The following is a 26,129-nucleotide window of genomic DNA, read 5'->3' as shown; positions in this document are numbered from 1 at the left end:
CCTCACCCTCTCATGAAAGAGGGCGCAGGGAAGGCCGGGAGCCGGTTGGCTCCCATCGACCGCCATGCGAAGAGCAGATTGCGTGTGCTTCATGCATAGCGGNTAACAGGGCAACCGGAGCATCCCGGCCTTCCCTGCGCAGTGGCTTTACGGCTTATGTCGTACTCTCCCCGGGGAGCGTTGCACTATTGCCCCCGTCGCCTTGTGGATGACTGATGCGCGTGCCCGGTTGGACCGCCACATCACCGCAAGACTTGGCGCACAGACCCCGGGCGCCAGGACCACACGATTTTGCCGTACGCGGATCACACCGGTCGTGTGCGCGACGGTCTTGCTCACGGTTGCCCGCCCTGCAAAACCCTCAGCGCCGATGTGACCCACGTCCACCGCAACCCGGCCCGCGTTCGTGACGATCGCGATACGCCCCTCTTCGTTGGGCCGGGATGCCGCGACACATACGCGATTTCCGAATTTCGGTAAAGTGGAATATTTTTGCCCAAAGGCGTTGACCCAGGACTCGGGTGTTTTGCTCGTCGGGCAACGCAAGGGATTGTGGCCGGGACGTTCAATCCGTCGCGGTCTGCACCCGTGGTGCAGGGGCTTGCGCGGGCTTTGTCGCCGTCGGAGGGCGGTCGACCCTGCCGAGATCGCGGCGTAGCGAGGATGGCGCTGCGTGCAGGGTAAACACGATCGCGATCTGCGTTCGGTTCGAAAGCCGGTATTTGCGCATGATGTTACCGATATGCGCCCGCACCGTATTCTCTGAGATCTTGAGCTCGTAGGCGATATTCTTGTTCTGCATCCCCCGTGCGATCAACATCATCAGCTCGCGCTCGCGCGGCGTCGGTGTAATCGAGTCCTGCGGATCTCGGCTCATGGCTGGCTGCTCCCTGGACTGCGGGTTGATGTGGCCACTCCCAGCATGTTGTCACTCCGTCTTGAGCGCCTCGATCGGGCTGAGCTTGGACGCCTTGTGCGCGGGATAAAAACCGAAGATGAGGCCGGTCGCGATCGAGAAGGCGAGGGCAAGGCCGATCGCCTGCCCGTCGATCGAGGTGACCCATCCTGCCATACGGGCGACCGTCATCGAGAGCGTGACCCCGCCGGCGACGCCGATGGCTCCGCCGAGCAGGCAGAGCACGAGCGCCTCGCAGAGGAACTGCAGACGGATGTCGCGCATCCGCCCGCCCAGCGCGCGGCGGATGCCGATCTCCCGCGTGCGCTCGGTGACGGACACGATCATGACATTCATGATGCTGATACCGCCGACGAGCAGCGAGACCGAGGCGATGGCGACGAGCAGGAGCGCGACGGTGCGGATCGCACCCTGCTGCGCTTCCATGGCGGCGGCCGGATCCTGGACCTTGAAATCGTCTTCCTGGCCGGCGGGGACACGGTGACGCTGCCGCAGCAGGTTCTCGATCTCCGATCGCGCCCCCGCCATCTGTCCGTCACCGGCCACCTTGGCGATGATGTAGGCGACCGAATCCCGGTTGATGTTGCTGGCACTGCCGAGAAAGCGCAGCTTGGCGGTGGCGAGCGGCACGAAGGCGACGTCGTCCTGTGCGGGTCCCTTGCGATCGAGAACGCCGACCACCTCTAACGGAACCTTCATGATCCGGATCTGTGCGCCGATGGGATCATCGCCCGGCGCGAACAGCTCGCGCGCGACCGTGCTGCCGAGGATCACGACTTTGCCTGCTCCGGCCTCCTCGGTGCCGGAAAAATAGCGGCCGGTCGCGAGTTGCCAGTCGCGCACCATGAAGTGCCCCGTCGTCGTGCCGTTGATCGTCGTATTCCAGTTCTTGCCCTCGTGGATGACTTGCGCCGTTCCGGCAATCGAGCCGGCCGCGGCCTGGACTTCCGGAATCTGCTCGAGGATGGCCTGCACGTCACTCTCCGTCATCGTCAGCTTGCTGCCGTCCTTGAGGCGCACGCCGCCCTGGTAGACCGCGCCAGGGGTGATCATCAGCACGTTGGCGCCGATCGAGCGGATCTGTTCCTGCAGGCGCAGCTGCGCGCCGGAACCGATCGCAAACACCGTCACGATGGAGGCGACGCCGATCACGATGCCGAGCATGGTCAGGAAGCTGCGCAGCGGATTGAGCCTGAGGGCGTGCAGGGCGATCTGGAATCCCTGGAGCATCGTCATGGCGCAGCGCTCCGTTTCGGCAGGGCCGGCGCCGGCGTCTCGTCAGCGACGAGCTCGCCGTCATGCAGGTGGATCGTGCGGCGGCACTGCGCCGCGATGCCGGGATCATGCGTGATCATCACGATGGTCTGGCCGGTCCGGTTGAGCGCGGCGAACAGCGCCAGGATCTCGGCGCCGGTACGGCTGTCGAGCGCGCCGGTCGGCTCGTCGGCAAGCACGATCAGCGGGGAGGCGATCAGGGCGCGCGCGATCGCGACGCGCTGCTGCTCGCCGCCGGAGAGCTGCCGCGGAAAATGATGGGCCCGGTGCAGCATGCCGACGGCCTGAAGGCTCGCTTCCGCGCGCGCCAGGCGTTCCCTGCGGCCGACGCCGCAATAGACCAGCGGCAGCGCGACGTTCTCGATCGCATCGTGACGCGCGAGCAGATTGTAGGACTGGAACACGAAGCCGATGCTGCGGGCGCGCAAGGACGACCGGCGATCTTCCGAGAGATCGGCGACATCGGCCCCTTCGAGATAGACCGCGCCCTCGCTCGGCAGGTCGAGCAGCCCGATCATGTTCATCAGCGTCGACTTGCCGGAGCCGGACGGACCCATCACGGCGACGATCTCGCCTTGCGCGATGTCGAAGCTGACGTTGCGGACGGCGGTGACCGCCACGCCGTCGGTGCGATAGGTCCTGCCGACCGACTGGAGGCTGATGAGCGGCGGCGAGACGGTCATGATCCGAACCTGATTCCGAGAAATTCCATGCCCGCGGGACGGATGGCCTGGCCGACGGCAACCTGGCTGCCCTCGTCGAGATCTCCGCTCTTGAGGGCGACTTGTTCGGTGCCGGCCGCGCCGACCGTCACCGCGATGCGCTGGAGCGAGCCGCTCGCGGTGCGCACCCACACCCCGCTGCGTGCAGCAGGATCCTGCCGCGTGCCGGAGGGCTGGAAGCGCAGTGCGGCGAGCGGCACTTTCAGAACGTCGTCCTGCCGCTCGATCACGATCTTCACCAGGGCCGTCATTCCCGGGAGCAGCGCGCCGTCGAGATTGGAGGTTGCCAGGACCACGGTGTAGGTGACGACGTGCTGCTGGGTCTGCGGCGCCTTGCGCACCTGCCGCACCACCGCCTCGAAGCGGCGGTCGGGGTAGGCATCCACGGTGAAATGCGCGCGCTGGCCGGGCGCAATGCGGCCGATATCGGCTTCGTCGACCTGCGCGTGAATCTCCATGTCCTCGAGGCGGTGGGCGACCACGAAGGTGGTGCGCGATTCCAGTCCGACCGCGAGCGTCTGGCCCTCGTTGACGAACCTGCCGACGACGACGCCGTCGATCGGGGAGCGGATCACAGTGCGGTCGAGATCGGCCTGCGCCGCGGCGAGAACGGCCGCCTTCTCCGGCACGGCCATTCGCGCCTGTTGCAACTCCGCCTCGATCCGGCGGACGTCGGCCTGTGCCCCCTCAACCGAATAGGAGTTGAGGGACATCAGGACCTCGGCCTCGCGCTCCTGGGCGAGGCGTGCGGTGAACTCGGTCTGCGCATCGTCGACCGCCGTCGTCGCCACCACGTTTTGCGATTGCAGCGCCAGTTTCCGTTGCAAGGTCTTCTGCGCCGAGGACTTCACCGCCTGCGCGCTTTCGAGCTTGGCGACGAGCACATCCCGGCTGCCCCTCGCGTTTTGCAGATCGATCCGGGCGCGATCGAGCTTGGCTCGGGCGATGTCGACCAGCGAATTGGAGACGGCAAGGGCGGCCCTGGCTTCGTCGACCTTGGCCGCAAAGCTGCGCGGATCGATCAAGGCGAGCGGCTGATCCTTGCTGACGGTGTCGTTGAAATCGACATAGACCCGGGCGAGCTGCCCGGACAGCTGGGAACCGACCTCAATCGTCTTCACCGGCTGCAGGGCACCAGTGACCGTGACGGTCTGCTCGATGCTGCCGCGCTGAATCGAGGCGTAGCGGAACACGGGCGACTCGGACCCGAATGTCGGCGCTTCGCGTCCTGTGGGGACGAGCAGGCGCCTGGTCGATTCCAAGGCGTGCGCCGCCGTGTCTGCCGCGCTCCCGGCGCCGGCGATGGCGGCTGGCCCTGCGGCGTAGATCGCAGCGAGGCCGCATGCAGTTCCGAGCAAGGCAATTGCTGGCACAAATCGCATATCAAAACCCGCCTGGTTGAAATGGCTTCGTTGCGGGAAAAAATGGTAAGCTCGCTATGGTTGTAAATTATCTAAGGTAGTATCGATCGTCAGTATGTCGTTCTCGTCGGGGCGACGGTCGGGTGCGCAACATGATCCAGAAGTAAAGTCCGCGGGTGCGACGTTTCGTGATTTGCCGGAAATGCATACCCGTCGTATCGATAAGATGCGCGCGGTATCGAACTCGATAAGCTGACTGAACGTCCCGTATGATCCGGCCAAAGTGCCGGTGGCGGGCGTTCAAGCCGGCACATGGGTAGCAATGCCATGACGCAGTTGGCGACGCTGCGGCCACGATACCGGATCGTCATATTCGCGATAGCGCGCCTCGCCGTGATGCCGCCTGTGGCGCGGCGAGATCCCTGCAATCAAGAAGCCCGAAATGTGAACGCCTTCACTCGCTTCCGGCGTGCATTGGCCCTAAGACGTCGAACCGGTGGACGGACGCTGATCGTTCGATCCCCGCAGATTCATCCAAGCACCTTGTTAGCTTGCAAGAAGAATGGACGGCTCGTTGCTCGCCCATCGAGTCACAAGCCGGGGAGTTTGCTGCAATGAATTCAGGTCAAGCCACCGTTTATGTCGTTGACGACGAGATTCAGATTCGAACCGCGATCGGAAATCTCTGCGAGGAGACCGGACACCAGGTAAAATTGTTCGCCTCGACGGAAGAGTTTCTCGCGGAGAGTATTTCGCCCGGGCCGTCGTGCCTCGTGCTCGACGTCCGCTTTCCCGGGACGTCACCGACCGGCCTCGAGCTTCAGCGCCGACTCGCCGAGACGGGCGTGCCCATTCCGATCGTCTTCATCAGCGGCCATTCCGACGTCCGCGTCTCGGTCGAGGCCATGAAGCGCGGCGCGGTCGAGTTTCTGCCAAAACCGTTTCGCGAGCAGGAGATCCTCGATGCGATCAGGCACGGCATCGAGCGCGACCGCAGGCGGCTGGAACGCGAGGATGTGGTGCGTGAAGCCCGCCAGCGCGTCGAGACGCTAACGGCGAGAGAGCGCGAGATCATGCTGCTGATGGCCGAAGGGCTGATTGCCAAGCAGATCGCGGCCAGGCTCGGCGTGAGCGAAGTGACGGCGAAGGTCCATCGCGCCAGGATGATGCGAAAGCTGGAGCTGCGCACGCCGATCGAAGTGGTGCGGCTGATCGACAGCATGGGGCGCGAAGCCGAGACGATTCGCGCCGGCACGGGATAGCAGCTGTTTCGGCGCTTCGACGTGCCGACATCTCGCGCAATGTCTAGTCCGTACCGATTAGCATGAACTGCAGTCTGTCGCGCTGGCCACGATCGGTTCACAGTATCCCTACGATGTCGGCCTCCTCCAAGACGGCATCCAAATTCAGTCAGACAACTTGGCCAGAAAGGGATACTCCATGCGTAAATTGTTTTTTGCTTCCGTTGCATTGTTCGCCCTGTCCTCCGCGGCACAGGCCGCCAACACCTCGACCACGGTGCAAGTCGGCGTCGTGAACGGCTCGTCCGTCACGCAGAACGGCCTCACCAATGACAGCTCGACGACCAGCCAGCTCGGCATCGTGAACACTGCGTCCACGATGCAGGGGACCGGCGCTGCCTCGCTCAACAACGGCAGCACGGTGAACCAGGTCGGCGTGCAGAACTCGGCGACCACCGGCCAGGTGGCGTTCGGCAACAACACCAGCGCGATCACCCAGAACTCGTTCGGGCCCCCCGCGCTGCAGAACAACTCCGCCGGCGTCGGCCAGCTCAGCGTGTTCGGCGTCAACGGCAGCACCGTCTCGCAGACGGCGCACTGACACACAGCCCCGTTTGGCCGGACGCAGCCAGTTGCGGTTGCGTCCGCGCCATTCTCGAATGCACCGCAATCCGGCCGGCCGATCAATTGCGATGGCCCGCCCATTGTCGCGGAGGAAATGACATGCGGATCACCTATTTCATTGCAAGTTTCGTGGCGCTCGGTGCGCTGACGGCCGCCGACGCAAACGCCGGCAACACCGCCAGCGTGCTGCAATTCGGCACGACCAACACTTCGTTCATTTCGCAGAGCGGCGGCACCAGCAACAACGCGACCACGATGCAGTTCGGCGCCACCAATACGGCGACCATCCTGCAGACGGGCTCGCTCCTGACCGTCAACAATTCGGTGATCGGGCAGGGCGGCACGACCGCGACGGCATCCAACACCGCGCTGGCCGGCCAGGTCGGCGGCTCCAATTCGAGCCTGATCGGCCAGATCGGTGCGAACAACATGGCTGGAGTTGGACAGCTCGGAATTCTGAACGGCTCGACGATTATCCAGCAGGCTCCGTGAGCCGACCCGAAGCGACGAGGCATGTCATGAAACATCATTTGGGATGCGCGGGCGCCGTCTTGCTCGCTCTGTGCTCGGCGGGCACCGGATCAGCCGGTGCCCAGACCGCCGACATCAAGACCATCGTCTCTGTCGGCGGGCCGCCGGTGGTGCTGAACCAGAACAGTCAGCTCAACATGGCCGGCGTGTTCATGATCGGCGGCAGCACCAGCGCGACAGTGACGCAGAACGGCACCAACAATGCCACGGGCGTCCTGCAATTCGGCGGGACGAATTCCGCATCGATCGGGCAGGCCGGAACGAACAATCTCGCCTTCGTCGGTCAGACCGGGCAGTCGGCGACGAGCCTGATATCGCAGCTCGGCGCGATGAATGCGGGCACGGTGGCGCAATTCGGCACGATCAACGCCTCGACGATCGCGCAGACCGTCCCGTAAGGCGCGAGCGAACGCGCCGGTGCCAGGAACGAACGGGGAAGCGCGATGCGATGCGGACAGATCTTGAGGCACGTGTTGGCGCTGGCGGCGATGCTCGCCGCCATCGGCACGGCGACGCAGGCGAGCGCCGGGTCGGTCCAGCGCAGCGTGACCAACCGGAACGTGAGCATCGAAACCGTCGTGCAGTTCGGCAACGATGTTCAGCCCGTGACGATCGAAGAGAACAGCCGCATCAATATCGCGCGGGTGATCCAGATCGGCGGCACCGGGACGGTGGATGCGACCATCATCCAGAACGGCACGCGCAACTATGCCAATGTGATCCAGGTGGGCGGCACCACCAATGCGATCATCGGTCAATCCGGTGCGAGCAACACCGCCGAGATCACCCAGATCGGCAATTCCACCAACGCGCTCCTGCTCCAGATCGGAGACATGAATACGGGAGCGGTGAGGCAGTTCGGGCGGTTCAACTGGCTGGCGATCTTTCAGTTCAGCCGATGATGGAGGTGTGACATGAGATTGCTCCTGCTCGCATCCGGAATAGGACTCATGAGCGTGATCGCGATGGCGCCGGCCGGCGCTGCCGACGGTCACACCACAGTGGTCCAGGACGAGAACGGCACCTCGGTGATCACGCAGAGCGGCGATCCCGCACAGGCCGAGGTCAAGATCGAGAAGGAGCCGGGGCGCACGACGGTGTACCGGCGCAGCGGCGGTAACACCGCGATCGTGACACAGGGCACCGGCAACGCGCGGGAAAAAATACAGGACATGCTCGACTGGCTGCGCAAGCAGCAGGGCCGCTGACGCACGAAGGCCCACCGTCCGCGAAAGAACGGCGGGCCTCGCCGTGAGTGTGGACCTTACCAGCGATAGCCGCCGGTCAATGTGCCGTTGTTGTTGCCGTCAGGGCCGACGTCGCCCTGCGTCGAGCTCGGGGTCGGATGGTTGGTGCCGTTGAGCGCACCATAGGGCCCCCCGACATCAGGATAATACGCGCGCGGCTGGACCGGTTCGTAGGCGGGGGCCGTGCGGTCCCAGCCCATGCGCGATCCGTTCCAATCGTAGCCCTGCGCCGAGGCAGCCGCAGTGCCGGCGACGAGTGATGCCGTGATCAGGCAGAGGAGTTTTGACTTGTTCTGCATTGGAGATGCTCCTTGCTTGTGTCGGGGGCCAACGGTTGCACTGCGGGAGCGTTCCGGGACGCGCCCGGCGGAGCGATCAACTCCGATCAACTGGTTATGAAGCGCGGGCCGCGGAACGAAGTGCCTGAAATCAACCGGGAATCCGGGCGTCTTGCCGCACCTGTTCCCCGGTTAATCCCGTGTCTTAACCAATAATTAATTATACGTTTGCGGGCGGGCGACGGGCGGGCCTAGCGTAGCTGCGGGGAGCTATCGCTTAAGCCAAACGAGTTGGTGCGTATCATGATGTCCAGATCCCATGGCAGATCAGTTGGGGCGCTATTCGCCTCGCTCAGCGCAGCCGCGCTGCTCCTTAGCCCCAGCGACAGTTTCGCCAGACCCGGCGGCGCCGCGCCGCATGGGGTGACCGCTGCGCCTTCCGGCGCGATGGCGCGTGCGCCGATGGGGCCGGGAGCCCGGTTCCACCGGCGCAATAACCCGTTCGTCTACTGGCCGGGCGGCGGCGGGTTCTTCTACGACGGCGCCGGCTACAGCCAGCCCTTTGGCGATGCCGGGCAGCCGGTCTCCACCGACGTGCGCTACACCTACACCTATGATGTCCCCTGGGACTGGTCGCATCGCTTCCCGCCGAACGTCGTGCCGTCCGACCGGCCCTATGTGCCGAGCTGCCCGACCGAGCAGGTGACGGTGCCCGGCCGCGGCGGCAGCGAGCACACCGTCAACATCACGCGCTGCTACTGAGTTTTAGCCCAGCTCGAAGCTGGTCACGCCGAAGACGCGGTCGATGCGCAGCGGCGGGATCGCTCCCGTGTACATCCGCGCCGTCTCGAACACCGGCTTGAGCCCGAGTGCTTCCGCAAGCGCGATCGCCTCGCGATTGACGGCGGGGACGTCGAGGAAGATTTCGCCGACATCGGCGCTCGCAAGCAAAGCCTGCACGATCGCCTCCGCCGCCGCGCGGTCGTCGGCGACGAGCGGACCGATCTTGCAGCCGGTCCGGCAGGGCCGGATCACGCCCCATGCGGCGAGCTTGCCGTCGCGCACGAGGGCGCGGCCGACATGGCCTGATGTATCGATCCAGGCGCGAAGGAATGCGCTGCGCCGGGCCGGGAAGACGGTGGCATCGTCGGCTTCCACGAGCGCAAACGGAATCGTGTCGAGCGCAACGACCTCAGTGGGCGCCCTCGAGCGCGCGGCGACGATGCCGCCATAGCGGATGTTGGCGTAGGCCAGCTGGAAACCGGACTTCCTGTAATTGTCCTGCTGCGCCACGACGCCGTCGAGCCCGATCACGCGCGCGCCCGCATGCGCGATCGCCGCATTCCAGATGCGCAGGCCATGGCCCGCGCCACGAAAGCTATCGCGCACGATGTAGAAGCCGAGGAAGGCGAAGCGGTCATCGTAATTGACGCAGGAGACGGTCGCCACCGGCTCGCCATCGATCTCGCCGACGAAGAAACCTTGCGCGTCGGGAACCGCAAAGCAGGCGGCATCGCGATGGCCCGGATTCCAGCCCTCGGCCGCGGCCCAGTCGATGGCAAGGGAGATCTCCTCGGGGCGCAGATTGCGGATCAGCAAATCACTTCTCGGGTTGCTCATGACGGATGCCTTCGACCATGGACCTGCCGACAGGTCTGGCTGTAGAAGACCTCATGATAGGCCGAGCCTGCGGCTTGCCTCAACTGAAGGGATGATCGGTCATGGCAGCAGAGAAGGTTGCGCTCGTTACCGCCGGCGGCAGCGGCATGGGGGCAGGGGCTGCGCGGCGGCTGGCGGCGGACGGGTTTCGCGTCGCGATCCTGTCGTCCTCCGGCAAGGGCGAGGCGCTGGCGGCCGAGCTCGGCGGGCTCGGCGTCACCGGCTCCAACAAGGAGAATGACGATCTGAAGCGCCTCGTCGACGGCGCCATGGCGAAGTGGGGACGCATCGACGTGCTCGTCAACAGCGCCGGGCACGGGCCGCGTGCGCCGATCACGGAGATCACCGACGAGCAGTGGCACACCGGCCTCGACACGTATCTCTTGAACGTGATCCGCCCGACGCGGCTGGTGACGCCGATCATGCAGGCGCAGAAGGGTGGCGCCATCATCAACATCTCGACCGCCTGGGCGTTCGAGCCCAGCGCCATGTTCCCGACCTCGGCGGTGTTCCGCGCGGGCCTTGCCGCCTTCACCAAGATCTTCACCGATACCCATGCGGCCGACAACATCCGCATGAACAACGTCCTGCCCGGTTGGATCGACAGCCTGCCGCAGCTCGACGCGCGCCGCGACAGTGTGCCGATGAAGCGCTACGGCAAGGTCGAGGAGATCGCCGCGACGGTCTCGTTCCTGGCCTCCGACGGCGCGGCCTACATCACCGGCCAGAACATCCGCGTCGATGGCGGGCTGACGCGCTCGGTCTGAAGCGCAGTCTCGAATCGCATTTCTGGCGGCCTTGTCGTGAGGCGACACGGGCATGCGTCGCGCGCCGCTGATGATGGACGAGGCGTGGCTCCTCGGTCACACCCGCCATCCGTTCGTACGATCTGAAGCGCACACTACGTCACAGTCCTTGCGAACTGCGCCGCAGCCCAAGACGAGCAGCGGCGCCCGCCCTATGCCCTAACTGCGCCGGTTGCCTTTTACCTGCGCGCATTCGAAACGCGAGGTCAATCGCGTGGGGCAAGGAGACTGGAATGAACAAGTTTTTGCTGGCGATCGCTTCTGTTGTCTTGGGTACCGCATCCGTTCAGGCAGCCGACCTCGCGGCGCATTACACCAAGGCGCCGGTGATGGCGCCAGTCTATAACTGGACCGGCTTCTACGTCGGCGGCAATGTCGGCGGGCAGTGGGGCAGCGCGAACCCCGCCACCACCACGCTGTTTCCGGTGGCCGCCTATTTCGCGGATTCGAGCGTGACCGCCATCGGGACGGTCGGCGCCCAGCACATCAACAGCTCCGGTGTGACCGGCGGCTTCACCGCCGGCTACAACTGGCAGGTCAACAACGCCGTGCTCGGCCTCGAGGGTGACATCAACTATTTCGGCTTCAAGGGCAGCGCGAGCAGCACGGCCGTGTATCCCTGCTGCGCGCCGACCACCTTCACCGTCAATTCGTCGGTCTCGGCCGATTGGCTCGCCACCATTCGCGGCCGCATCGGCTTCCTCGCGACGCCGAGCTGGCTGATTTACGCCACCGGCGGCGCCGCCATCGCCGAGATAAAGGGCAATTTCAGCTTCACCGACACCTTTGCTGGCGCGACCGAGTCCGGAGCGATCCGCGACACCCGCGTCGGCTGGACAGCAGGCGTCGGCGGTGAGTACGCCGTGGGCAACGGCTGGTCGCTGAAGGCCGAATATCTTTACGTCGATCTTGGCCGCAGCAGCATGACCAGCAACAATTTCAACGTCGGTGTGCCGTTGCCGGCCCAGACCTTCACCCATTCGGTCGATCTCAAGTCGAACATCGTGCGCGTCGGCGTGAACTACAAGTTCGGCGGACCGGTCGTCGCCAGATACTGAGCATCCCGTTCCGATCCTGGCGTGGAAAGCCCCGGCCTGGCCGGGGCTTTCTGCTCTTGAAGCTCAGCCTGCGTGCGATGGCAGCAGATGCGCCAGCGCGGGCAGGATCTTGTAGCGCGCGATCTCGTGCGGATATTCGCAGCGGTTGGCGAGCAGGACGATGGCGATCCGCCGTGACGGAACGAGGCCGATATAGCCGGACGCATTGTTGAGGCCGCCGGGCTTGTCGATGACGGTGACATCAGGCAGACGCACGGTCTCCCAGGCCATGCCCTGTCCGAACTTGTCGTCGATGCGAAAGACCTCACGCTGCGTCATCGCAGCGCCTCGCGCAATTGTGGATCGATCGTCCGGCCGTCGACGCAGGCTGCCGCGAAGGTGGCAACATCCCGGGCGGAAGAGAACATCTGGCCGGTGCCGGGAAAATCAAAATAGCTCTGCTGGTCGCCGATTGGGCCGATCGCCGTGCCCTGGTCGGAATAGCCCTGGACCACGCGCCGCATCCAGGCTCCGCCCATGACGGCGCGATTGTCCGCGCCGCGCTCGGGGATGAAGCTGGCGTCCATGGCGAGGGGGCGGAGAATGCGGTGCTGGATCAACGCGCCGATCGGCGTGCCGTAGCAGCGCTCGAGCACAAGCTGAAGCAGCACGTAGCCGGCATGGGTGTAGATGCGCTGCCGGCCGGGTGCGACGCCGGGCGCCGGCGCGAAGGCGTTCAGCATGGCGATGAACTGCTCGCGCGTGAACTGATCGTTAGGCCAGGGCGGATGGTCGGTCGGCAGCAACAGCCCCGAGGTGTGCGTGACGAGCTCGCCGACGCTGACGCGGCGGATGTAATCGCCGTCGAGCTCGGGAAGATATTTAGGGACGCGGTCATCGAGCCGCAGCTCGCCGCGGAGCGTGCCGAGTGCGACCAGCGTCGCCTCGAACGGCTTTCTTAAAGACGCGAGGTTGAACAGCGTGTCCGGCGTCACCTTCCGCTTGGTGGCGTCATCGGCAAGACCGTAGTTGAAGAATTCGACATGCCGTCCGGCATAGAGGGCGGCGGCAAGGCCGCCGGCATGGCCCGGCGTAACGGTCGGCGCCAGCTCGTTTGCGACGATGTCGCGCATCTGCGCGATCATGTCGGAATCCGCGGAGGCGCGGCGCGGGGAAAGCGCGATTGCGAGGGGAACAAGCGCGGCCCGGGCGAGCGCCCGCCTGGTGAACGATGATGATGTGACAAAAGGCGGCACGTGCCCTGACGAACGATGCAATGGTGCCCCCGGTCTCATTTAGCGGGAAGCGCCGGGCGGCCCAATTCACAATTGCGCGTTTCAGGTTCCGTTGCGCGGCCCGCGATCAAATTACTTAGCTTGTGGGCTAACAATTGTTGACGCCGATGCGCGGGTCGCCTATAGTTAGCTTCATGGCTAACCAATCGCCCCGCCTCGACCAGGTTTTCGCAGCGCTCGCCGATCCCACCAGACGGGCGATCGTGATGCGGCTGTGCGCCGGCGAGGCCTCCGTCGGGGAGCTCGCCGATCCCTTCGCCATGGCGCTGCCGAGCTTCATGAAACACATCCATGTGCTGGAGACGAGCGGGCTCGTGCTGTCGGAGAAATCCGGCCGCGTGCGCACCTGCCGTCTCAGCCCGGATGCGCTGCTCGGTGCGGAGGACTGGTTCCAGCAGCAGCGCGCAATCTGGGAGGCTCGGCTCGACCGGTTCGAAGCCTACGTGATGAAGCTCAAGAAAGAGAAGGAGCGGGCGGCTGCCAAGCGGCCGTCCCGAACAACCAAACGGAAAGGTTCTGAGTGATGACGAATTCTGCCAATCCCGCTCTGTCGCAATGGTCGCTCGACCGTGAGATCGTGATGTCGCGCGTGATCGACGCGCCGCGCGATCTGGTGTTCGAGGCGTGGTCCGACCCGAAGCATCTGCCGCAATGGTTCGGGCCGAAGGGATTCAAGGTCGAGACCTTCGAGATCGACGTACGCGTCGGCGGCGTCTGGCGTTTCAACATGATCGGCCCCGACGGCACGGTCTATCCGAACCGCATGCGCTTCCGCCGCATCGAGCGGCCGCAGCTGATGGAGATGGACCACGGCGTCGACCAGGACGAGGATCCCGGCATGTTCCGCTTCACCGTCACCTTTGCCGAGCAGAGCAATGGCAAGACCGTGCTGATGATGCGCCAGCTGGCCTCGAGCACCGCGCAGCGCGATGGCATGATCGGCTTCGGCGCCGTCGAATACGGCTACCAGACTCTCGACAAGCTCGCGGCCTACGTGGCGGGCATGAAGCGGTGAAGACAAAGCGGTCCCGGCGAAGGATTCGCGGGGACCGCTTTCGTACATCTCGAAGGATCAGTTTCCGAAGAGGGCGATCAACGAGGCGACTGAAGCGCGATGAGATCAGGATGAATCGCCATCGCGCTCTATTTATCGTTTGAGCATGGTCTCTTCGAAAAACCGCCGCACACTTTTCCGGATCATGCGCTAGCGCCGCGGTGCGGTGCCGCTCGTCGGTGGGGTGGTCTCGTTGCGCATGCCTGGAGCGCTGGACGCGCCCTGTCCGCCGCGTTGCGTATGGGTGGTGTCACCACTGCCGCCGCCGGAACCGTCTCCAGCGCTTCCGCTTCCTCCGGCAGCGCCGCTACCGCCTGCACCAGCACCTGCGCCCGCACCACCGGCCCCCGCGCCACCGGCTCCCGCACCGGCACCAGCTCCGCCGCCTGCGCCGCCACCAGCACCTTGAGCGAATGCTGCGCCGACGGAAGCGCCGGCGAGCATTGCAGCTGTGAAGATCGTCAGCATTGTCTTACGCATGTTGTGTCTCCCTGAGGTTCATGCCGGACCAATCACGCGCGCGGCCAACCGTTCCTACGCGAGGCGTTGCGGGTGCATCGAACTGGAGGCCTGCGACCCAGCGTCGGAACGTGTCTGCCAGCGGAAGTGCATTTCGTTCCGGGGACCGGAACACCATCGGGGACTCAATGCAGCCCATGATTGGGGGACGTCGGAAGGGACCACAGGAACGATCGCTGCCCTGCGGCTTTGCCGGTGATGACGCACATTATCTTCAGCGACTACCGCAACCCCGCCGCCGAGCAGGCCTATGAGATCGCCTGGAACTTTCTCACGCGGACGGGCGCCATCGGCGATGAGTTCGCGGCCTGCGTGTTTCTGGCGCAGCGCATCACCATGATGGTCGAGGAGGGGCACACGAACCGGATCCGGATGGCCAATCGCGCGATCTCCGAATATCAGCGCCATGTCGATCAACGCGACGATGTCATCCGCAGCGGCGGCCGCCTCGCGGGAGGACAATGAGCGCCGGCACCGGAATTACGTCTCTCACCGCTTCACTCTTTCGCTTCGTCCGTCACGATGTCGCCGAGCTTCTGCCAGCGCTGGCCATCGAACTGCACCATCTGGAACTGCTTGTTGACGCGATAGTCGGTTGGCGTGGTCGTGACCGAGATCCCCGGCAGCGTCAGGTCGAGCTCGACGTTCTTGAGGCTGGCGGCCTGCCGCATCACGTTGTCGCGAGTGAGGTCGTCGCCGCATTGCTTCAGCACCTGAACCAGCAGCTGCGCGGTGATGTACCCATAGACGTTCAGGTTCGAATCCTTGTCGCCGTCGGGATAGTATTTTGCCATGAAGGCGAGGTAGCGCTTCATGCCGGGATCGTCCTTCCATTCGGGATCGGCGGCATCCTTGACGTAACCGACGCTGACGACGCCCTTGGAATTATCCAGCCCCGCCGGCTTCAGCACGGCGCTGAGCGAGGAGGCGTTGATGTCGATGATGTGCAGCGGCTTCCAGCCGATCTCGGCGACCTTCTTGATGGCCTGCGCCGCCTGTTTCGGCGTGGTAGCGCTGAACAGCACGTCGGCGCCGGCATCCTTCAGCCGCAGGATCTGCGAGTCGATCGTCGGCTCGGTGATCTCGTAGGATGTCTCGGCCACGATCATCTTCGCCTTGTCGCCGAGGCCGGCCTTGAGGCCGGCGAGATAATCCTTGCCGAGGTCGTCGTTCTGGTAGAGCACGCCGATCTTCGCGTTCGGGTGGTTCTTCAGCAAATATTGCGCGTAGATGCGGCCTTCGACCAGGTAGGAGGGGTTGAATCCCATGGTCCAGGGAAAGTTCTTGGGATCGGTGAAGCGCGCGGCGCCGGTCGCGGCAAACAGCTGAGGGATTTTCTTGGCGTTGAGATATTTCTGCACGGCGACGTTCGGCGCGGTGCCGATGATCTGGAACGTCAGCAGCACCTCGTCGCTTTCGACCAGCCTGCGGGTCTGCTCCACGGTCTTCGGCGGCGAATAGGCATCGTCATACTGGATCAGCTCGACCTTGCGGCCGTTCACGCCGCCCTGGTCGTTGATCATCTTCATATAGGCGGCCTGGGTCTTGCCGATCACGGCATAGGCCGAAGCCGGGCCGCTGAGCGGCACGGTCTGGCCGACCTTGATCGCCGTGTCGGACGCGCCCGAATCGTATTTCTTCTGCGCCTGCGCCGCCGCGCTCGACAGCGCGAGAAGCAGTGCGGACACCGCGATGTGTTTGAGCAGAGTGCCTGTCATGTCCGGTCCTTCCCGATGGTCATTCACCCTTGAGACCGGCATTGCGGATCAGCTTGGTCCATTTCTCCGTCTCGGCGTCGATGAACTGGCCGAACTCGGCCGCGGTGCCGGCGCGCACTTCGAGGCCCTGGGCGGTTAGCTTGTCCTTGATCGCCGGCTCGGCGAGCGCGCGCAGGACTTCGCCCTGGAACTTGTCGACGATCGCGCGCGGCGTCGTGGCGGGCGCCATGAAGCCGTACCAGCCGGCGGCAGCCACGTTGGGAAAACCCTGCTCGCGCAGTGTCGGCGCCTGCGGGTAGAGCGCGCTGCGCTCGGGCGAGGCGACGCCGAGCACGATGAACTTGCCGCTCTGGATGTAGGGCAGGGCGGTCGGCAGCGCCGTAAGCGTGGCATCGACGCGGCCGGCGAGCAGCTCGGTGTAGGAGGCGGCATCGCCCCGGAACGGAATGTTCAGGCCCTTGACGCCGGCGTCGCGAAACAGGAGCTCTCCGGCCAAGTGCGGCTGCGAGCCCGCGCCCGGAGACGCGAAGGTCAGCCCATTCGGTCTCGACTTGCCGTAGGCGATCAATTCGGGGAGCGTCTTGAACGGCGCGTCGGCGCTGATGATGAGGAACAGCGGCGCGACCACGACCATCGCGACCGGCTGCAGATCCCCGCGCGCATAGGTCAGCTTGCCGAACAGCGCCTCGGCGGTCGCGTAGGGAGCCGCGACGTAGAGAATGGTGTAGCCGTCGCCCGGGGCATGAGCGACCATGTCGTTGGCGATGCGGGTGCCGGCACCGGGCTTGTTCTCGACGATGAACTGCTGACGCAGGCTGCGGCCGAACTCTTCGGCCAGCAGGCGCAACGAGATGTCGTTGGAGCCGCCGGGCCCGTAGGGCGAGATCAGCCGCACCAGGCGCGAGGGCCATGCATCCTCGGCCTGTACCGTCAGGCCCGAGCCGGCGGCGATGCTGCCCGCGAGCGTGCCCAGCAGGGTTCGGCGAGTGACCTTGAATGATGTCACGGTTGTCTTCCTCCCTTTTTATTGTTGGTCTTCTTGTTAATTTCAGATCACTTTTCGCGCGGTGAGCCTTTCGATCTCCTGGTGCGAAAGGCCGAGCCAATTGCGAAACACCTCGTCATTGTCCTCGCCGACGTCGCCGGCGGCGTGACGCAATCGCGCGGGGTCATTGGTGAAGCGCGGCACGACATTGGTCATGGCGACCGTGCCGAAATCCTTGTCGGCAACGCGGGTGATCACCTCGCGCGCCTTCACTTGCGGGTCGTCGGCGATCTGGTCGATCGAATAGATCGGGGCGAGCGTTCCCTGCGCGGCATTGAATCGCGCGAGGACCTCCTCAAGGGGATGGGTGGCACACCAGCCGGCGAAGATGTCGTTGAGCTCGGCGGCGTGCCTGACGCGCCGGTCGTTGCTGGCAAAGCGCGGATCGGTGATCAGGTCGGGCCGCTCGATCGCCCGGCAGTTCGCCGCAAACAGCGCGTTGGTCGAGCCTGCGAGCGTCACCCAATGATCGTCGCTGGTGCGAAACACGGCGGCCGGCGCCGAATAGCCGTTGGAATTGCCGATCCGGCTGCGAACGGTGCCGAGCTGATCGTGCTCGATGGCGAGGACGTCGAGCAGGCGGAAGGTCGCCTCAGTCAGCGAAAGATCGATCTCCTCGCCGGGCGCATCGGGATCGCGCGCCCGTTTCCACAGCGCCGCCAGCACGCCAACGGCGCCGAACAGGCCGCCGATCGAATCCCCGATCGGGTATCCCGGATGGGTCGGCTCGCCATCGCTCTCGCCCGTGATGTAGGTGAGCCCGCCCATGGCCTCGAAGATACGGGCGAAGCCAGGTCGCTCGCGATAAGGTCCATCCTGCCCGAAGGCGGTGGCGCGCAGGATCACGAGGCGCGGCTGGATCGACCACAGCACCTCCTTAGGCAAACCCCATCGGTCGAGCGTTCCCGGACGGAAATTCTCGATCAGCACGTCGAAGCGCGGAAGCAGCTGCTTGAACAGCGCAAGTCCTTCTCCAGTGCGCAGATCGAGCGTGGCAAACTTCTTGTTGCGGTTGGCGGCCTTCCACCATAGCGGCTTGCCATCCTTGAACGGCGGAAACGACCTTACGCCGTCGCCGTTTCCGGGCATCTCGACCTTGAGCACCTCGGCGCCGTAGTCGGCCAGCAGCGTGGCGGCGAACGGCGCTGCAATGATCGTCGCGATGTCGAGAACCTTAAGTCCCTCGAGCGGTCCAGCCATGTCATTTTCCGGCGCTTGTGATTTTCTTGGTCTTGCGCGGCGGCGCGAGCTCGGCCTGTCCGACGATGGCGCGGATGCTGTCGGCGAGTGCCGCGATGCGCGGGCCGATCTCGCCTTCCAGCTGGCCCGGCTGGAGCCGGAAGGCGGGGATGCCGCAATTGATCGAGAACGACTGCCTCGATTCGCTCGTGTGAAACAGCGGCGCGGCGACGGCATGGATGGAGGCCATGTACTCGCCCCAGCAGGTGCAGAAGCCGCGGCTTTTGCATTGCGCGATCCCGGCCCGGTATTTGTCGCGGAAGGCCGACCACAGCTCGGGGTCTTCAGCACCGATGTTCCGTTCGAGCCGGTCTGCATCGGCTGGTGGCAGGGTCGCCGCCGCGGCGCGGCCCATGGCCGTCATCACCACGGGAATCGGCATGCCGATGTCGGGCGCGTGCGGCCCGACGTCGCCGGAGCGCGCGGTCTCGACATAGATCATCGACGTGGCGTCGAGCAGGCCGATCGAGACCGTGCCGCGGACGCTGAGCGCCAGCTCCTGCATCATGGGCCGCGCCATCTGGCGGAATTGCATTCCGGCAAGCAGAGGATGCGCGATCCGCAGTGCCCGCGCAGCGACGCGGTACTTGGCCCGCTCGGCGTCGTAGCGGAGGTAGCCGAGCTCGGCGAGCGTGTGCGTCAGCCGCGCCACTGTCGGCCGCGGAATGCCGGTCAGCGCCGACAGCTCCATGTTGCCCAGCAGCGTGCTCCCGGCCTTGAACGCCTCGAGCACGACGAGCCCCTTTGCCAGCGTCGTGGCGAAGGCGGCGTCGTCGACACTCTCCGCCAGCACTGCGGCGGCGGAGGAGAGCGGATGTCGCGGTTTGGATGAATCTCTCGGGGTCATCCCCGAATATCAGACGGCGAAATCGCTTCTGTCCAATAGATTCGGCAAAAACGGCAAAATTGTCCGATATATGGACACCGATGTCGCCTCGACGTTTTCGTTGAAGGACGCGCCGGACCGCGCCGCACACACAGATTTTTGTCGTGATTGCATGTCGTGTTGTGACAGGATTATTACGACGACATGTCAAATCGATAATTTTGCGGAGCGGTTCATGTTGCAGTGGCAGGCGCGGTCAAATCCCCTCGCGTGGTGGTGGGGATCCCTCACGCTCGTGAGCGGCGCCAATATCCTGGTGTGGTTCATGCTGTACCGCGAATTCTACCCGACGCCTGCGGGCAGCCTCAGCGGCGGCTCGGACATCGGGCTGATGCTGCTGCTGTGTGCCGGCTATGTGTTCGGCTGCGCGTTCCGCTCATTCCTGCCGCGCGCCGATGTGCAGCGCATCTGCCTGTTCGACACCTGGCTCTCGAGCGTCGTCGTCGGCCGCACGGTTGCGACCGTGGCCGAGCTCTGCTTCGTCGCGCAATGGGCCATCATCCTGCATCAGTTCGGAAAGATGACGGGCGCCGAGACCGCGGTGAACATCGCGCTCGTGATCGTGCCGATCATCATCATCGCGGAGTGTTTCTCCTGGTACGCGGTGGTGACGACCAACTTCCTCTACAACGCGATCGAGAACTCGCTGTGGGCGGTGACCTTCTTCCTCGCCGGCATCGCGCTGTGCCGCCTGATGCCGGAATTCCAGGGCCCGGTGCGCTGGGCGCTGATGTCAGGCATCGTCGGCATCGCCTGCTTCCTCGCCTTCCTCGTCACCGTCGACGTGCCGATGTATCTCAGCCGCTGGCGGGCCGGGCACGCCGAGGGCGGCAGGTTCTTAGGCTTCCTCGAAGGCCTGCATGACGTCTCGACGCGCTGGGTGGTGACTCACGACATCGCCCATTGGAAGGGCGAGCTGACCTGGATGTTCCTGTATTTCAGCGCCGCTGTGTGGTCGAGCCTCGCCCTCTGCGCGCTCTATGCGATGGAAGGCTATCTGGCGCGGTATTTGGCCTGAGCGGTTATTTACCGACCAGGCTGCACTTGCTGCGGTCGAGCGGACGGAAGGCCTGGTCGGGCGGGATCGTCGCGACCAGCTTGACGAAATCCCAGGGTCCTTTGGATTCCTCGGGCGTCTTGACCTGCACCAGATAAAGATCATGCACCATGCGCTGGTCCTCGCGGATGCGGCCGTTGGGCGTATACGCATCCGACACCGGGGTTGCCTTCATTTTCGCCATCACGGCTGCGCTGTCGTCGGAATCTGTGTCCTTGATCGCCTGCAGATAGTGGCGCACGGCGGAATAGACGCCGGCCTGGATCTGCGAGGGCATGGCCTTGCGGCGCGCATAGAAGGCGTCGGAGAATTTCCGGGCGGCGGGCGAGACGTCCTCGAAGAACGAGGTGACGATGAGGTCGCCACGGGTCGCCTTCAGCCCGACAGCCGCGATATCGACGTTCTGGAACGACATCGGCACGATCTTGATGCCCTGGTCGGCGAGGCCGAATTCCTCGGCCTGCTTGATTGCGGTGGCGTTGTCGCCGGCGACGTTGATGGCGAGGATCTTGGCGCCCGAGGACTGCGCCTGCAGCAGGAACGACGAGTAGTCGGGCGTGCCGAGCTGCGCCTTGACGCTGCCGGCGACCTTGCCGCCGAGCTCACCGATACGGGCGCGTGCGGTCGCTTCGATCGAATGGCCGAAGGCATAGTCGCCGGTGATGAAGAACCATGGCTCCTTGCTGGTCTGCATGATGCCGGAGACCACGGCGGTCGCGGTGGAATAGGCATCCTGGGTCCATTGCACGCTGGTCGGCGCGCACGCCTCGTCGGTCAGTTGATTGGCGCCGGCGCCGGAGACGAGGAAGATCCTGCCGTTGCCGCGCACGAGTTCCTGCACCGCGAGCGCCGCGCCGGAGCTGCCACCATCCGCGATCGCCTGGACACCGTCGCTGAACCATTTGCGGGCGAGCGATGCCGCGAGATCCGGCTTGTTCTGGTGGTCGGCCTGCAGGATCTCGATCGGCTTGCCGTTGATCTTGCCGCCGAACTCCTCCGCGGCCATCCGCGCCGCCTCGACCGAGCCGGGACCCATCGCAGTGGCGAATACGCCGTTCATGTCGGTAAGCACGCCGATGCGGATCGCATCGCCCTTGATCTCGGCGCGCGCAGGCGGGCCCGCGAGAGCCAGCGTGACCAGCAGGATGGCGGCGGATGTCGTGCGGAGGTTGGCCATGGCGTTTCCTGACTTTGTCGTTTTTGATTGTTTGAAGACGTGGTCAGGCCGGTTCGGCGATGACCGTGTTGCGCAAGGTTCCGATGCCTGAGATCTCGACCTCGACGGTATCGCCGGGGCGCATCCACAGCGGCGGCGTGCGCTTGGCGCCGACCCCGCCCGGGGTGCCCGTGACGATGACGTCGCCGGGAACGAGCGGGCAGATCGTGGAGATGTAGGCGATCAGCTCGGGGATGCCTGTGATCAGGAGGTCGGTGGTGGTGTCCTGCACGACGGTGCCGTTCAGGCGCGTCTGCAAGGCGAGCTTCGACGGATCGGGAATCTCGTCCGCCGTCACCAGCCAGGGGCCGAAGCTGCCGCTCTCGGCAAAGGTCTTGCCGGAGAGGAACTGGCTGGTGTGGCGCTGCCAGTCGCGGATGCTGCCTTCATTGTAACAAGAATAGCCGGCGATGTGATGGAGCGCGCGGCCAGCCGGGATGTGCCGGCCTTCCTTGCCGATGACCAGCGCGAGCTCGCCTTCATAGTCGAAATCGTCGCTCACTTTCGGCTTCACGATCGGCTGGAGATGGCCGACCTGGCTGCAGGGAAAGCGGACGAACAGCGCCGGCTTCTCGGTGACGGTGCGACCGGTTTCGGCGACGTGATCGCGGTAGTTCAGGCCGACGCAGATGATCTTGCCGGGATCGGGGATCACGGGGGCGAAGCTGATCTTGTCGAGCGGATGATCGGGCGCCGTGGACGCGACCAGCGTTGCCGCCTCGGCGAGGCGATCCGCCTCGAGCAACTGCCGCAGCGTGGTGCAGGGCGCCATACGCGCGCCGAGATCGACGATTCCGTTGTCCTTGACGGCGCCGAAAGAGGCGCGGCCGTCGGCGATGAAAGAAAGCAGCTTCATGAGATATCCTTGAGAATTGTTGGGTCAGGCCGCGGACGGCACATGGTTTGAAGAAATCTGGGTTGGAGGCGTGAGAGCGGCGACGAGCCGGTCGAGTTCGGCCTCGTTACGGGCAGTGCCGCGCACATAGCGGTCCGGGCGGACCAGTGCGGCGATGATGCCGTGCTCGCGAAGCCAGTCGCCGATGCCCTCGGCATCGTCGCTGGTGAGGACTTTGATTCCGGCCTGCGACAGAGCCGGGCGCGATGAGTGCGTGGTCGCACTCTCGACGAGGAGCACGTGGCCGTAACCGATCCGGTCGTCGCCGCGGCGGCCGTCCCGTAGCTCGAACTGCGGCGCGAGATGTCCGGCCAAGGGCAGCTCGCCGAGCGCGAGCCCGGGGCCGAGCAGGGGCTTTTTCACCTCGAGCTTCACCGGCGCATTCGCTCGGGCCTGGCCGGCGGCAAGGCCCGCTTCGATCGCCTTGGTGTTAATCACGCCGCCGAGACGGATGGCGAGCTCGATGAATTCGCGCACATGCGGCTGGCGTTCGCTCTGATAGGTGTCGAGCAGATCGGGTGCGGCGCCGTCACGGATGATCGCGGCGAGCTTCCAGGCGAGGTTTGCGGCATCGCGGATTCCGGCGCACATGCCCTGGCCGAGGAAGGGCGGGGTCTGGTGCGCGGAATCGCCCGCGAGCAGCAATCGGCCGCCGCGCCATTGCTGTGCGATGACCGAATGAAACGTGTAGACCGCGGCGCGTTCGAGTTCGGCATCATCAGGCGTGATCCAGCGCGACAGCAGCTCCCAGGTCTTTGCCGGTTGCGCGATCTCCTGGGAATCCTCGTCCGGGAGAACCGTGATCTCCCAGCGCCGCCGCGTGCCGGTGCCGCGCACATAGGTCGCCGGCCGCCTGGGATCGCAATGCTGGAGGCTGTAATCGCCGAGATCGTCGCGCGCGCGCTTGAGCAGCACGTCGATCACCAGCCAGCGCTCGTGGAAGCCGAGATCGTCCATGCCGGAGCCGATGAAGCGGCGGACCAGTGAGCGGGCGCCGTCGCAGCCGATCACATAGCCTGCGCGGACTTCGGTAAGTGTTCCGTTCGAGAGGTCTTCGTAGCGGACGCGCACGCCATACTCGTCCTGATCGAGCGCGAACACATCGCAGCGGTTGCGCAAGGTGACGTTGGGAAAGCGGGCAAGACCGCCGATCAGCACGTCCTCCAGATCGGGTTGGTGGAAGCGATAGCTGAGATGCCACCCCATCGGGGTCAATGTCTGCGGGCGCGACCAGTCCAGCAGCATCTTGCCGTTGGCGTCCAGAAACAGCATGCCGGGGCTGAGGATTGTCTGCGGCAGGATCGCGTCGGCTAAACCGATGGTCTGGAACACGCGCATGCATTCGTCGTCGAAATGCACGGCGCGCGGCAAATGATAGGTCCGCGCCTCGCGCTCCAGCACCAGCGTGCGAACGCCGCACAGGCCGAGCAAATTGGCGAGCGTGGCGCCGACCGGACCACGGCCGACGATCACGACATCGAATTCTTCGGGGACGGATTTATTTTGCATGGGGCTATCTCTTCCCCAAGCCATGCCGCCCATTCAACGCCGCCGCGCCAAGTGTCCGCCCAGCGGACGGATCCGCCTAGTCCTCGACCGGGATGGCCGCGGCCGTCTCCTGAAGCCGCGCTGCAAACTGCGCAATCGCCTCGTCGATCCCCAGCGCCGAGCGAATCCAGATGATGGAGATACAGCCGAATACGACGCCGCCCCGCACGATGGGAACGGCGATCGAAGCCGTCTTGGGATTATACTCGCCCTCGCTGCGAATCGCGTAACCCCGCGCAGACGTCTCGGCAATCATGCGATCGAGGCGGGCTTCGTCGAGAAAGGGGCGGTCGTCGGCCTCGTCGATGCGGCGCAGATGATTGACGATGAGGTCGCGCTCGCGGGCCGGGCAGGCGGCGAGATAGGCGCGGCCCGCGGACGTCCGCAGCATCGGCAGGCGCTTGCCGATCATGCCGCGGTCGATCGAGAGCGGGCTGCGGGAATGGGTGGTCTCCTGCACCACCATCGCCGCGTTCTCGTAAGTGGAGAGATCGACCGGCCAGACCAGATCCTTGCTGAGCTCGGCGAGATAAGGCGCCGCCGCCTGGCAGATCACCACGCCGGGATCATAGCCGTCGCCGAGGCTCAGCGCGCGGCGGGTGACGCGAAAACGATCGTCGCTGGCGCTACGGGCGATATAGCCGAGTTCCTCCAGGGTTTCGAGCAGGCGGTAGACGGTGGGGCGGGGCAGGTCGAGCGCGCGGGCCACGTCGCCGGCACGGATGCCGCCTGAGCGATTGACCTCTCGCAGCACGTCGAGCCCGCGCTTGAAGGCGCGGACGCCTTCCGACTGCCGGGGGGCTGCCGTCCCCGTCCGCTCCTTGGACACTTCGCATTTCCTCCCTTGTGGCGCGCGGTCTCGCGATTATCGTTGCGAACGCGAAGCGATTGCGGAGCGCCACGTTAAGATCGTGGGCGGCCGGTATCAAGTTCGCCGCATTGCGGCACACGCGATGCCTTCGGGAGGAATTCGATGGAAATCACCGCGCTCGGCTATATCGCAATCAATTCATCGCAGCTCGACCAGTGGGGCCGGATGGCGACGGGACTGCTCGGCATGCAGCGGGTCGATCGCGGCGGCAAGATGTGCGCGTTCCGCATGGACGATCGCAAGCAGCGGCTGATCGTGGACGGCAGCAGCGATGCCGGCCTTGCGGTGATGGGGTGGGAAGTTTCGTCCACGGCAGAGCTGGATCAATTGGCGGGACGGCTCGAAAGCCACGGCGTCAAGGTGACGCGCGGCTCGCGCGCGCTCGCTGACGAGCGGCATGTCGCCGAGCTGATTTCGTTCGCCGATCCCGCCGGCAACCGGCTGGAAGCTTTTTGCAAGCCGGAGCTTGCGTCCGAGCCCTTCAGGCCAGGCCGGCCGATCTCGGGCTTCCGTACCGGCGCGCTCGGCATGGGGCACGTCGTGCTCAATGTGGAGGATGTCGAGCCCCTGCTGCCGTTCTACCGCGACGTGCTCGGCTTCCACGTCTCGGATTTCGGACTGAAGCCGTACGGGCTGTACTTCTTCCACGTCAACGGTCGCCACCACAGCTTCGCGATGGTCGGCTCGGGGCGCAAGGCGATGCATCATTTCATGGTCGAGCTCGGCAGCCTCGACGATGTCGGACAAGGCTACGATCTCGCGCAGCTGGACGAAGGCCGCGTCGCCTACACGCTGGGCCGGCACACCAACGACCACATGACCTCGTTCTACGTGAACACCCCTTCCGGCTTCTTCATCGAATATGGCTGGGGCGCGCGCGTCATCGATCCCGAGACCTGGCAGCCGCATGAGACGTTCGACGGCCCGTCGCTGTGGGGCCACGAGCGCCTCCATATGCCCGAAAAACAGCGCAAGCGCCTGCGCGACATGCGGCTCGATGCGGCGGCGCGCGGCGTGCGCGTCGCCGATCCCCGCGTGCCGCCGCTTAACTGCGCGTGGCTGGACCACGTGGTCGCGCGCGAATGATCC

The 26,129-nt window shown here is 65.0% G+C and carries 29 protein-coding genes and 1 pseudogene; 14 read left to right on the top strand and 16 right to left on the bottom strand.

Going from position 1 to position 26,129, the window contains the following annotated elements; genetic code table 11:
• Nucleotides 1–565: 565 nt before the first annotated feature.
• From A3AS_RS0127135 to A3AS_RS0127120, 4 genes are read right to left on the bottom strand one after another with little or no spacing between them, the layout of a single operon-like run.
• Nucleotides 566–877, bottom strand: a complete 312-nt coding sequence (locus tag A3AS_RS0127135) for a response regulator transcription factor (RefSeq protein ID WP_018320680.1) — start codon at nt 875–877, stop codon at nt 566–568.
• Between the two features lie 51 nt (nt 878–928).
• Entirely contained in the window at nt 929–2,152 is a 1,224-nt protein-coding gene (locus A3AS_RS0127130) for an ABC transporter permease (protein WP_018320679.1), read from the bottom strand.
• Entirely contained in the window at nt 2,149–2,874 is a 726-nt protein-coding gene (locus tag A3AS_RS0127125; RefSeq protein WP_018320678.1) for an ABC transporter ATP-binding protein, read from the bottom strand. Before A3AS_RS0127125 ends, A3AS_RS0127130 begins: the two co-directional genes overlap by 4 nt.
• Complete coding sequence (locus tag A3AS_RS0127120; RefSeq protein ID WP_018320677.1) at nt 2,871–4,295, bottom strand: efflux RND transporter periplasmic adaptor subunit; 1,425 nt, start codon at nt 4,293–4,295, stop codon at nt 2,871–2,873. Before A3AS_RS0127120 ends, A3AS_RS0127125 begins: the two co-directional genes overlap by 4 nt.
• Before the next feature lie 593 nt (nt 4,296–4,888).
• Between A3AS_RS0127120 and A3AS_RS0127115 the strand changes: the two genes are divergently transcribed.
• The 6 genes from A3AS_RS0127115 (at nt 4,889) to A3AS_RS0127090 (ending at nt 7,878) form a co-directional block, all read left to right on the top strand.
• The gene (locus A3AS_RS0127115; protein ID WP_018320676.1) at nt 4,889–5,536 is read left to right on the top strand and encodes a response regulator transcription factor; all 648 of its coding nucleotides are present in this window, start codon (nt 4,889–4,891) and stop codon (nt 5,534–5,536) included.
• Between the two features lie 178 nt (nt 5,537–5,714).
• Nucleotides 5,715–6,116: a hypothetical protein gene (locus A3AS_RS0127110; protein WP_026202398.1), complete on the top strand. Its 402-nt coding sequence runs from the start codon at nt 5,715–5,717 to the stop codon at nt 6,114–6,116.
• Nucleotides 6,117–6,238: 122 nt separating this feature from the next.
• The gene (locus A3AS_RS0127105; protein ID WP_018320675.1) at nt 6,239–6,631 is read left to right on the top strand and encodes a curlin; all 393 of its coding nucleotides are present in this window, start codon (nt 6,239–6,241) and stop codon (nt 6,629–6,631) included.
• Between the two features lie 26 nt (nt 6,632–6,657).
• Nucleotides 6,658–7,068, top strand: coding sequence for a curlin (locus A3AS_RS0127100; protein ID WP_049814998.1), 411 nt, complete (start codon nt 6,658–6,660; stop codon nt 7,066–7,068).
• A gap of 72 nt (nt 7,069–7,140) precedes the next feature.
• Nucleotides 7,141–7,572 (top strand): curlin, encoded by a 432-nt coding sequence (locus A3AS_RS0127095; protein ID WP_244550738.1) that lies wholly within the window; start codon nt 7,141–7,143, stop codon nt 7,570–7,572.
• Between the two features lie 12 nt (nt 7,573–7,584).
• Nucleotides 7,585–7,878 carry a hypothetical protein gene (locus tag A3AS_RS0127090; RefSeq protein WP_026202396.1) on the top strand — a complete coding sequence of 98 codons (294 nt, stop codon included), beginning with the start codon at nt 7,585–7,587 and terminating at the stop codon, nt 7,876–7,878.
• 56 nt (nt 7,879–7,934) lie between these two features.
• Here the strand turns inward: A3AS_RS0127090 and A3AS_RS0127085 are convergent, their stop codons facing one another.
• Complete coding sequence (locus A3AS_RS0127085; protein WP_018320671.1) at nt 7,935–8,216, bottom strand: hypothetical protein; 282 nt, start codon at nt 8,214–8,216, stop codon at nt 7,935–7,937.
• Nucleotides 8,217–8,498: 282 nt separating this feature from the next.
• Here A3AS_RS0127085 and A3AS_RS0127080 point away from each other — a divergent pair, with 282 nt between their 5' ends.
• Nucleotides 8,499–8,957 carry a hypothetical protein gene (locus tag A3AS_RS0127080; protein WP_018320670.1) on the top strand — a complete coding sequence of 153 codons (459 nt, stop codon included), beginning with the start codon at nt 8,499–8,501 and terminating at the stop codon, nt 8,955–8,957.
• 3 nt (nt 8,958–8,960) lie between these two features.
• Here the strand turns inward: A3AS_RS0127080 and A3AS_RS0127075 are convergent, their stop codons facing one another.
• Nucleotides 8,961–9,815 carry a GNAT family N-acetyltransferase gene (locus A3AS_RS0127075; protein WP_018320669.1) on the bottom strand — a complete coding sequence of 285 codons (855 nt, stop codon included), beginning with the start codon at nt 9,813–9,815 and terminating at the stop codon, nt 8,961–8,963.
• A 101-nt stretch (nt 9,816–9,916) separates the two neighbouring features.
• Here A3AS_RS0127075 and A3AS_RS0127070 point away from each other — a divergent pair, with 101 nt between their 5' ends.
• A complete protein-coding gene (locus A3AS_RS0127070) occupies nt 9,917–10,621 on the top strand; it encodes an SDR family oxidoreductase (protein ID WP_018320668.1) in 705 nt (234 codons plus the stop codon).
• A gap of 272 nt (nt 10,622–10,893) precedes the next feature.
• Nucleotides 10,894–11,718 (top strand): outer membrane protein, encoded by an 825-nt coding sequence (locus tag A3AS_RS0127065; protein WP_018320667.1) that lies wholly within the window; start codon nt 10,894–10,896, stop codon nt 11,716–11,718.
• Between the two features lie 63 nt (nt 11,719–11,781).
• On the opposite strand, the pseudogene A3AS_RS0127060 reads toward A3AS_RS0127065, so the two are convergent.
• Nucleotides 11,782–12,842 (bottom strand): annotated as a pseudogene (locus tag A3AS_RS0127060) (serine hydrolase).
• 284 nt (nt 12,843–13,126) lie between these two features.
• On the opposite strand from A3AS_RS0127060, the gene A3AS_RS0127055 reads away from it, so the two are divergent.
• Together A3AS_RS0127055 and A3AS_RS0127050 are read left to right on the top strand one after the other, a co-directional pair.
• Nucleotides 13,127–13,516: a helix-turn-helix transcriptional regulator gene (locus tag A3AS_RS0127055; RefSeq protein WP_026202395.1), complete on the top strand. Its 390-nt coding sequence runs from the start codon at nt 13,127–13,129 to the stop codon at nt 13,514–13,516.
• The gene (locus A3AS_RS0127050) at nt 13,516–14,007 is read left to right on the top strand and encodes an SRPBCC family protein (protein ID WP_018320665.1); all 492 of its coding nucleotides are present in this window, start codon (nt 13,516–13,518) and stop codon (nt 14,005–14,007) included. The genes A3AS_RS0127055 and A3AS_RS0127050 overlap by 1 nt, the downstream gene beginning before the upstream one ends.
• A 189-nt stretch (nt 14,008–14,196) precedes the next feature.
• Here the strand turns inward: A3AS_RS0127050 and A3AS_RS47635 are convergent, their stop codons facing one another.
• A complete protein-coding gene (locus A3AS_RS47635) occupies nt 14,197–14,526 on the bottom strand; it encodes a hypothetical protein (RefSeq protein ID WP_157644393.1) in 330 nt (109 codons plus the stop codon).
• 237 nt (nt 14,527–14,763) lie between these two features.
• Here A3AS_RS47635 and A3AS_RS0127045 point away from each other — a divergent pair, with 237 nt between their 5' ends.
• The gene (locus tag A3AS_RS0127045; RefSeq protein ID WP_018320664.1) at nt 14,764–15,030 is read left to right on the top strand and encodes a hypothetical protein; all 267 of its coding nucleotides are present in this window, start codon (nt 14,764–14,766) and stop codon (nt 15,028–15,030) included.
• A gap of 32 nt (nt 15,031–15,062) precedes the next feature.
• Here A3AS_RS0127045 and A3AS_RS0127040 read toward each other — a convergent pair whose 3' ends face one another.
• Genes A3AS_RS0127040 through A3AS_RS0127025 form a run of 4 tightly spaced genes read right to left on the bottom strand, consistent with a single transcriptional unit; the run spans nt 15,063 to nt 19,414 of the window.
• Entirely contained in the window at nt 15,063–16,283 is a 1,221-nt protein-coding gene (locus A3AS_RS0127040; RefSeq protein WP_018320663.1) for an ABC transporter substrate-binding protein, read from the bottom strand.
• Between the two features lie 19 nt (nt 16,284–16,302).
• Complete coding sequence (locus A3AS_RS0127035) at nt 16,303–17,289, bottom strand: tripartite tricarboxylate transporter substrate binding protein (protein WP_018320662.1); 987 nt, start codon at nt 17,287–17,289, stop codon at nt 16,303–16,305.
• A gap of 42 nt (nt 17,290–17,331) precedes the next feature.
• Complete coding sequence (locus tag A3AS_RS0127030; RefSeq protein ID WP_018320661.1) at nt 17,332–18,528, bottom strand: CaiB/BaiF CoA-transferase family protein; 1,197 nt, start codon at nt 18,526–18,528, stop codon at nt 17,332–17,334.
• Nucleotide 18,529: 1 nt separating this feature from the next.
• Nucleotides 18,530–19,414 carry an IclR family transcriptional regulator gene (locus tag A3AS_RS0127025; protein WP_018320660.1) on the bottom strand — a complete coding sequence of 295 codons (885 nt, stop codon included), beginning with the start codon at nt 19,412–19,414 and terminating at the stop codon, nt 18,530–18,532.
• A gap of 214 nt (nt 19,415–19,628) precedes the next feature.
• On the opposite strand from A3AS_RS0127025, the gene A3AS_RS0127020 reads away from it, so the two are divergent.
• Nucleotides 19,629–20,471, top strand: coding sequence for a hypothetical protein (locus tag A3AS_RS0127020; protein ID WP_018320659.1), 843 nt, complete (start codon nt 19,629–19,631; stop codon nt 20,469–20,471).
• A gap of 4 nt (nt 20,472–20,475) precedes the next feature.
• Here A3AS_RS0127020 and A3AS_RS0127015 read toward each other — a convergent pair whose 3' ends face one another.
• The 4 genes from A3AS_RS0127015 to A3AS_RS0127000 form a co-directional block, all read right to left on the bottom strand.
• Nucleotides 20,476–21,687, bottom strand: a complete 1,212-nt coding sequence (locus A3AS_RS0127015) for an ABC transporter substrate-binding protein (RefSeq protein ID WP_018320658.1) — start codon at nt 21,685–21,687, stop codon at nt 20,476–20,478.
• 43 nt (nt 21,688–21,730) lie between these two features.
• Nucleotides 21,731–22,582, bottom strand: coding sequence for a fumarylacetoacetate hydrolase family protein (locus A3AS_RS0127010; RefSeq protein ID WP_018320657.1), 852 nt, complete (start codon nt 22,580–22,582; stop codon nt 21,731–21,733).
• Nucleotides 22,583–22,606: 24 nt separating this feature from the next.
• On the bottom strand, nt 22,607–24,130 hold the full coding sequence (locus A3AS_RS0127005) for a bifunctional 3-(3-hydroxy-phenyl)propionate/3-hydroxycinnamic acid hydroxylase (protein ID WP_018320656.1): 1,524 nt from the start codon (nt 24,128–24,130) through the stop codon (nt 22,607–22,609).
• Nucleotides 24,131–24,206: 76 nt separating this feature from the next.
• A complete protein-coding gene (locus tag A3AS_RS0127000; RefSeq protein WP_018320655.1) occupies nt 24,207–24,998 on the bottom strand; it encodes a DNA-binding transcriptional regulator in 792 nt (263 codons plus the stop codon).
• A gap of 144 nt (nt 24,999–25,142) precedes the next feature.
• Here A3AS_RS0127000 and A3AS_RS0126995 point away from each other — a divergent pair, with 144 nt between their 5' ends.
• Nucleotides 25,143–26,126, top strand: a complete 984-nt coding sequence (locus A3AS_RS0126995) for a VOC family protein (protein ID WP_018320654.1) — start codon at nt 25,143–25,145, stop codon at nt 26,124–26,126.
• The last annotated feature ends 3 nt before the right edge of the window (nt 26,127–26,129 follow it).

It is taken from the genome of Bradyrhizobium sp. WSM2793 (genome assembly GCF_000379585.1).
Lineage (GTDB): Bacteria > Pseudomonadota > Alphaproteobacteria > Rhizobiales > Xanthobacteraceae > Bradyrhizobium.
The sequence above is the reverse complement of the archived record's forward strand: the minus strand, read 5'-3'. Positions and strand labels throughout refer to the sequence as shown.

Bases quoted from the DNA above. Each gene is read 5' to 3' on its own strand.
- A3AS_RS0127025 (WP_018320660.1), bottom strand. From the start codon at position 19,414: ATGACCCCGAGAGATTCATCCAAACCGCGACATCCGCTCTCCTCCGCC.
- A3AS_RS0127115 (WP_018320676.1), top strand. From the start codon at position 4,889: ATGAATTCAGGTCAAGCCACCGTTTATGTCGTTGACGACGAGATTCAG.
- A3AS_RS0127130 (WP_018320679.1), bottom strand. From the start codon at position 2,152: ATGACGATGCTCCAGGGATTCCAGATCGCCCTGCACGCCCTCAGGCTC.
- A3AS_RS0127080 (WP_018320670.1), top strand. From the start codon at position 8,499: ATGATGTCCAGATCCCATGGCAGATCAGTTGGGGCGCTATTCGCCTCG.
- A3AS_RS0127045 (WP_018320664.1), top strand. From the start codon at position 14,764: ATGACGCACATTATCTTCAGCGACTACCGCAACCCCGCCGCCGAGCAG.
- A3AS_RS0127055 (WP_026202395.1), top strand. From the start codon at position 13,127: ATGGCTAACCAATCGCCCCGCCTCGACCAGGTTTTCGCAGCGCTCGCC.
- A3AS_RS0127085 (WP_018320671.1), bottom strand. From the start codon at position 8,216: ATGCAGAACAAGTCAAAACTCCTCTGCCTGATCACGGCATCACTCGTC.
- A3AS_RS0127050 (WP_018320665.1), top strand. From the start codon at position 13,516: ATGACGAATTCTGCCAATCCCGCTCTGTCGCAATGGTCGCTCGACCGT.
- A3AS_RS0127135 (WP_018320680.1), bottom strand. From the start codon at position 877: ATGAGCCGAGATCCGCAGGACTCGATTACACCGACGCCGCGCGAGCGC.
- A3AS_RS0127015 (WP_018320658.1), bottom strand. From the start codon at position 21,687: ATGGCCAACCTCCGCACGACATCCGCCGCCATCCTGCTGGTCACGCTG.
- A3AS_RS0127100 (WP_049814998.1), top strand. From the start codon at position 6,658: ATGAAACATCATTTGGGATGCGCGGGCGCCGTCTTGCTCGCTCTGTGC.
- A3AS_RS0127010 (WP_018320657.1), bottom strand. From the start codon at position 22,582: ATGAAGCTGCTTTCTTTCATCGCCGACGGCCGCGCCTCTTTCGGCGCC.
- A3AS_RS0127070 (WP_018320668.1), top strand. From the start codon at position 9,917: ATGGCAGCAGAGAAGGTTGCGCTCGTTACCGCCGGCGGCAGCGGCATG.
- A3AS_RS0127125 (WP_018320678.1), bottom strand. From the start codon at position 2,874: ATGACCGTCTCGCCGCCGCTCATCAGCCTCCAGTCGGTCGGCAGGACC.
- A3AS_RS0127040 (WP_018320663.1), bottom strand. From the start codon at position 16,283: ATGACAGGCACTCTGCTCAAACACATCGCGGTGTCCGCACTGCTTCTC.
- A3AS_RS0127090 (WP_026202396.1), top strand. From the start codon at position 7,585: ATGAGATTGCTCCTGCTCGCATCCGGAATAGGACTCATGAGCGTGATC.
- A3AS_RS0126995 (WP_018320654.1), top strand. From the start codon at position 25,143: ATGGAAATCACCGCGCTCGGCTATATCGCAATCAATTCATCGCAGCTC.
- A3AS_RS0127120 (WP_018320677.1), bottom strand. From the start codon at position 4,295: ATGCGATTTGTGCCAGCAATTGCCTTGCTCGGAACTGCATGCGGCCTC.
- A3AS_RS0127075 (WP_018320669.1), bottom strand. From the start codon at position 9,815: ATGAGCAACCCGAGAAGTGATTTGCTGATCCGCAATCTGCGCCCCGAG.
- A3AS_RS47635 (WP_157644393.1), bottom strand. From the start codon at position 14,526: ATGCGTAAGACAATGCTGACGATCTTCACAGCTGCAATGCTCGCCGGC.
- A3AS_RS0127005 (WP_018320656.1), bottom strand. From the start codon at position 24,130: ATGCAAAATAAATCCGTCCCCGAAGAATTCGATGTCGTGATCGTCGGC.
- A3AS_RS0127105 (WP_018320675.1), top strand. From the start codon at position 6,239: ATGCGGATCACCTATTTCATTGCAAGTTTCGTGGCGCTCGGTGCGCTG.
- A3AS_RS0127065 (WP_018320667.1), top strand. From the start codon at position 10,894: ATGAACAAGTTTTTGCTGGCGATCGCTTCTGTTGTCTTGGGTACCGCA.
- A3AS_RS0127110 (WP_026202398.1), top strand. From the start codon at position 5,715: ATGCGTAAATTGTTTTTTGCTTCCGTTGCATTGTTCGCCCTGTCCTCC.
- A3AS_RS0127030 (WP_018320661.1), bottom strand. From the start codon at position 18,528: ATGGCTGGACCGCTCGAGGGACTTAAGGTTCTCGACATCGCGACGATC.
- A3AS_RS0127020 (WP_018320659.1), top strand. From the start codon at position 19,629: ATGTTGCAGTGGCAGGCGCGGTCAAATCCCCTCGCGTGGTGGTGGGGA.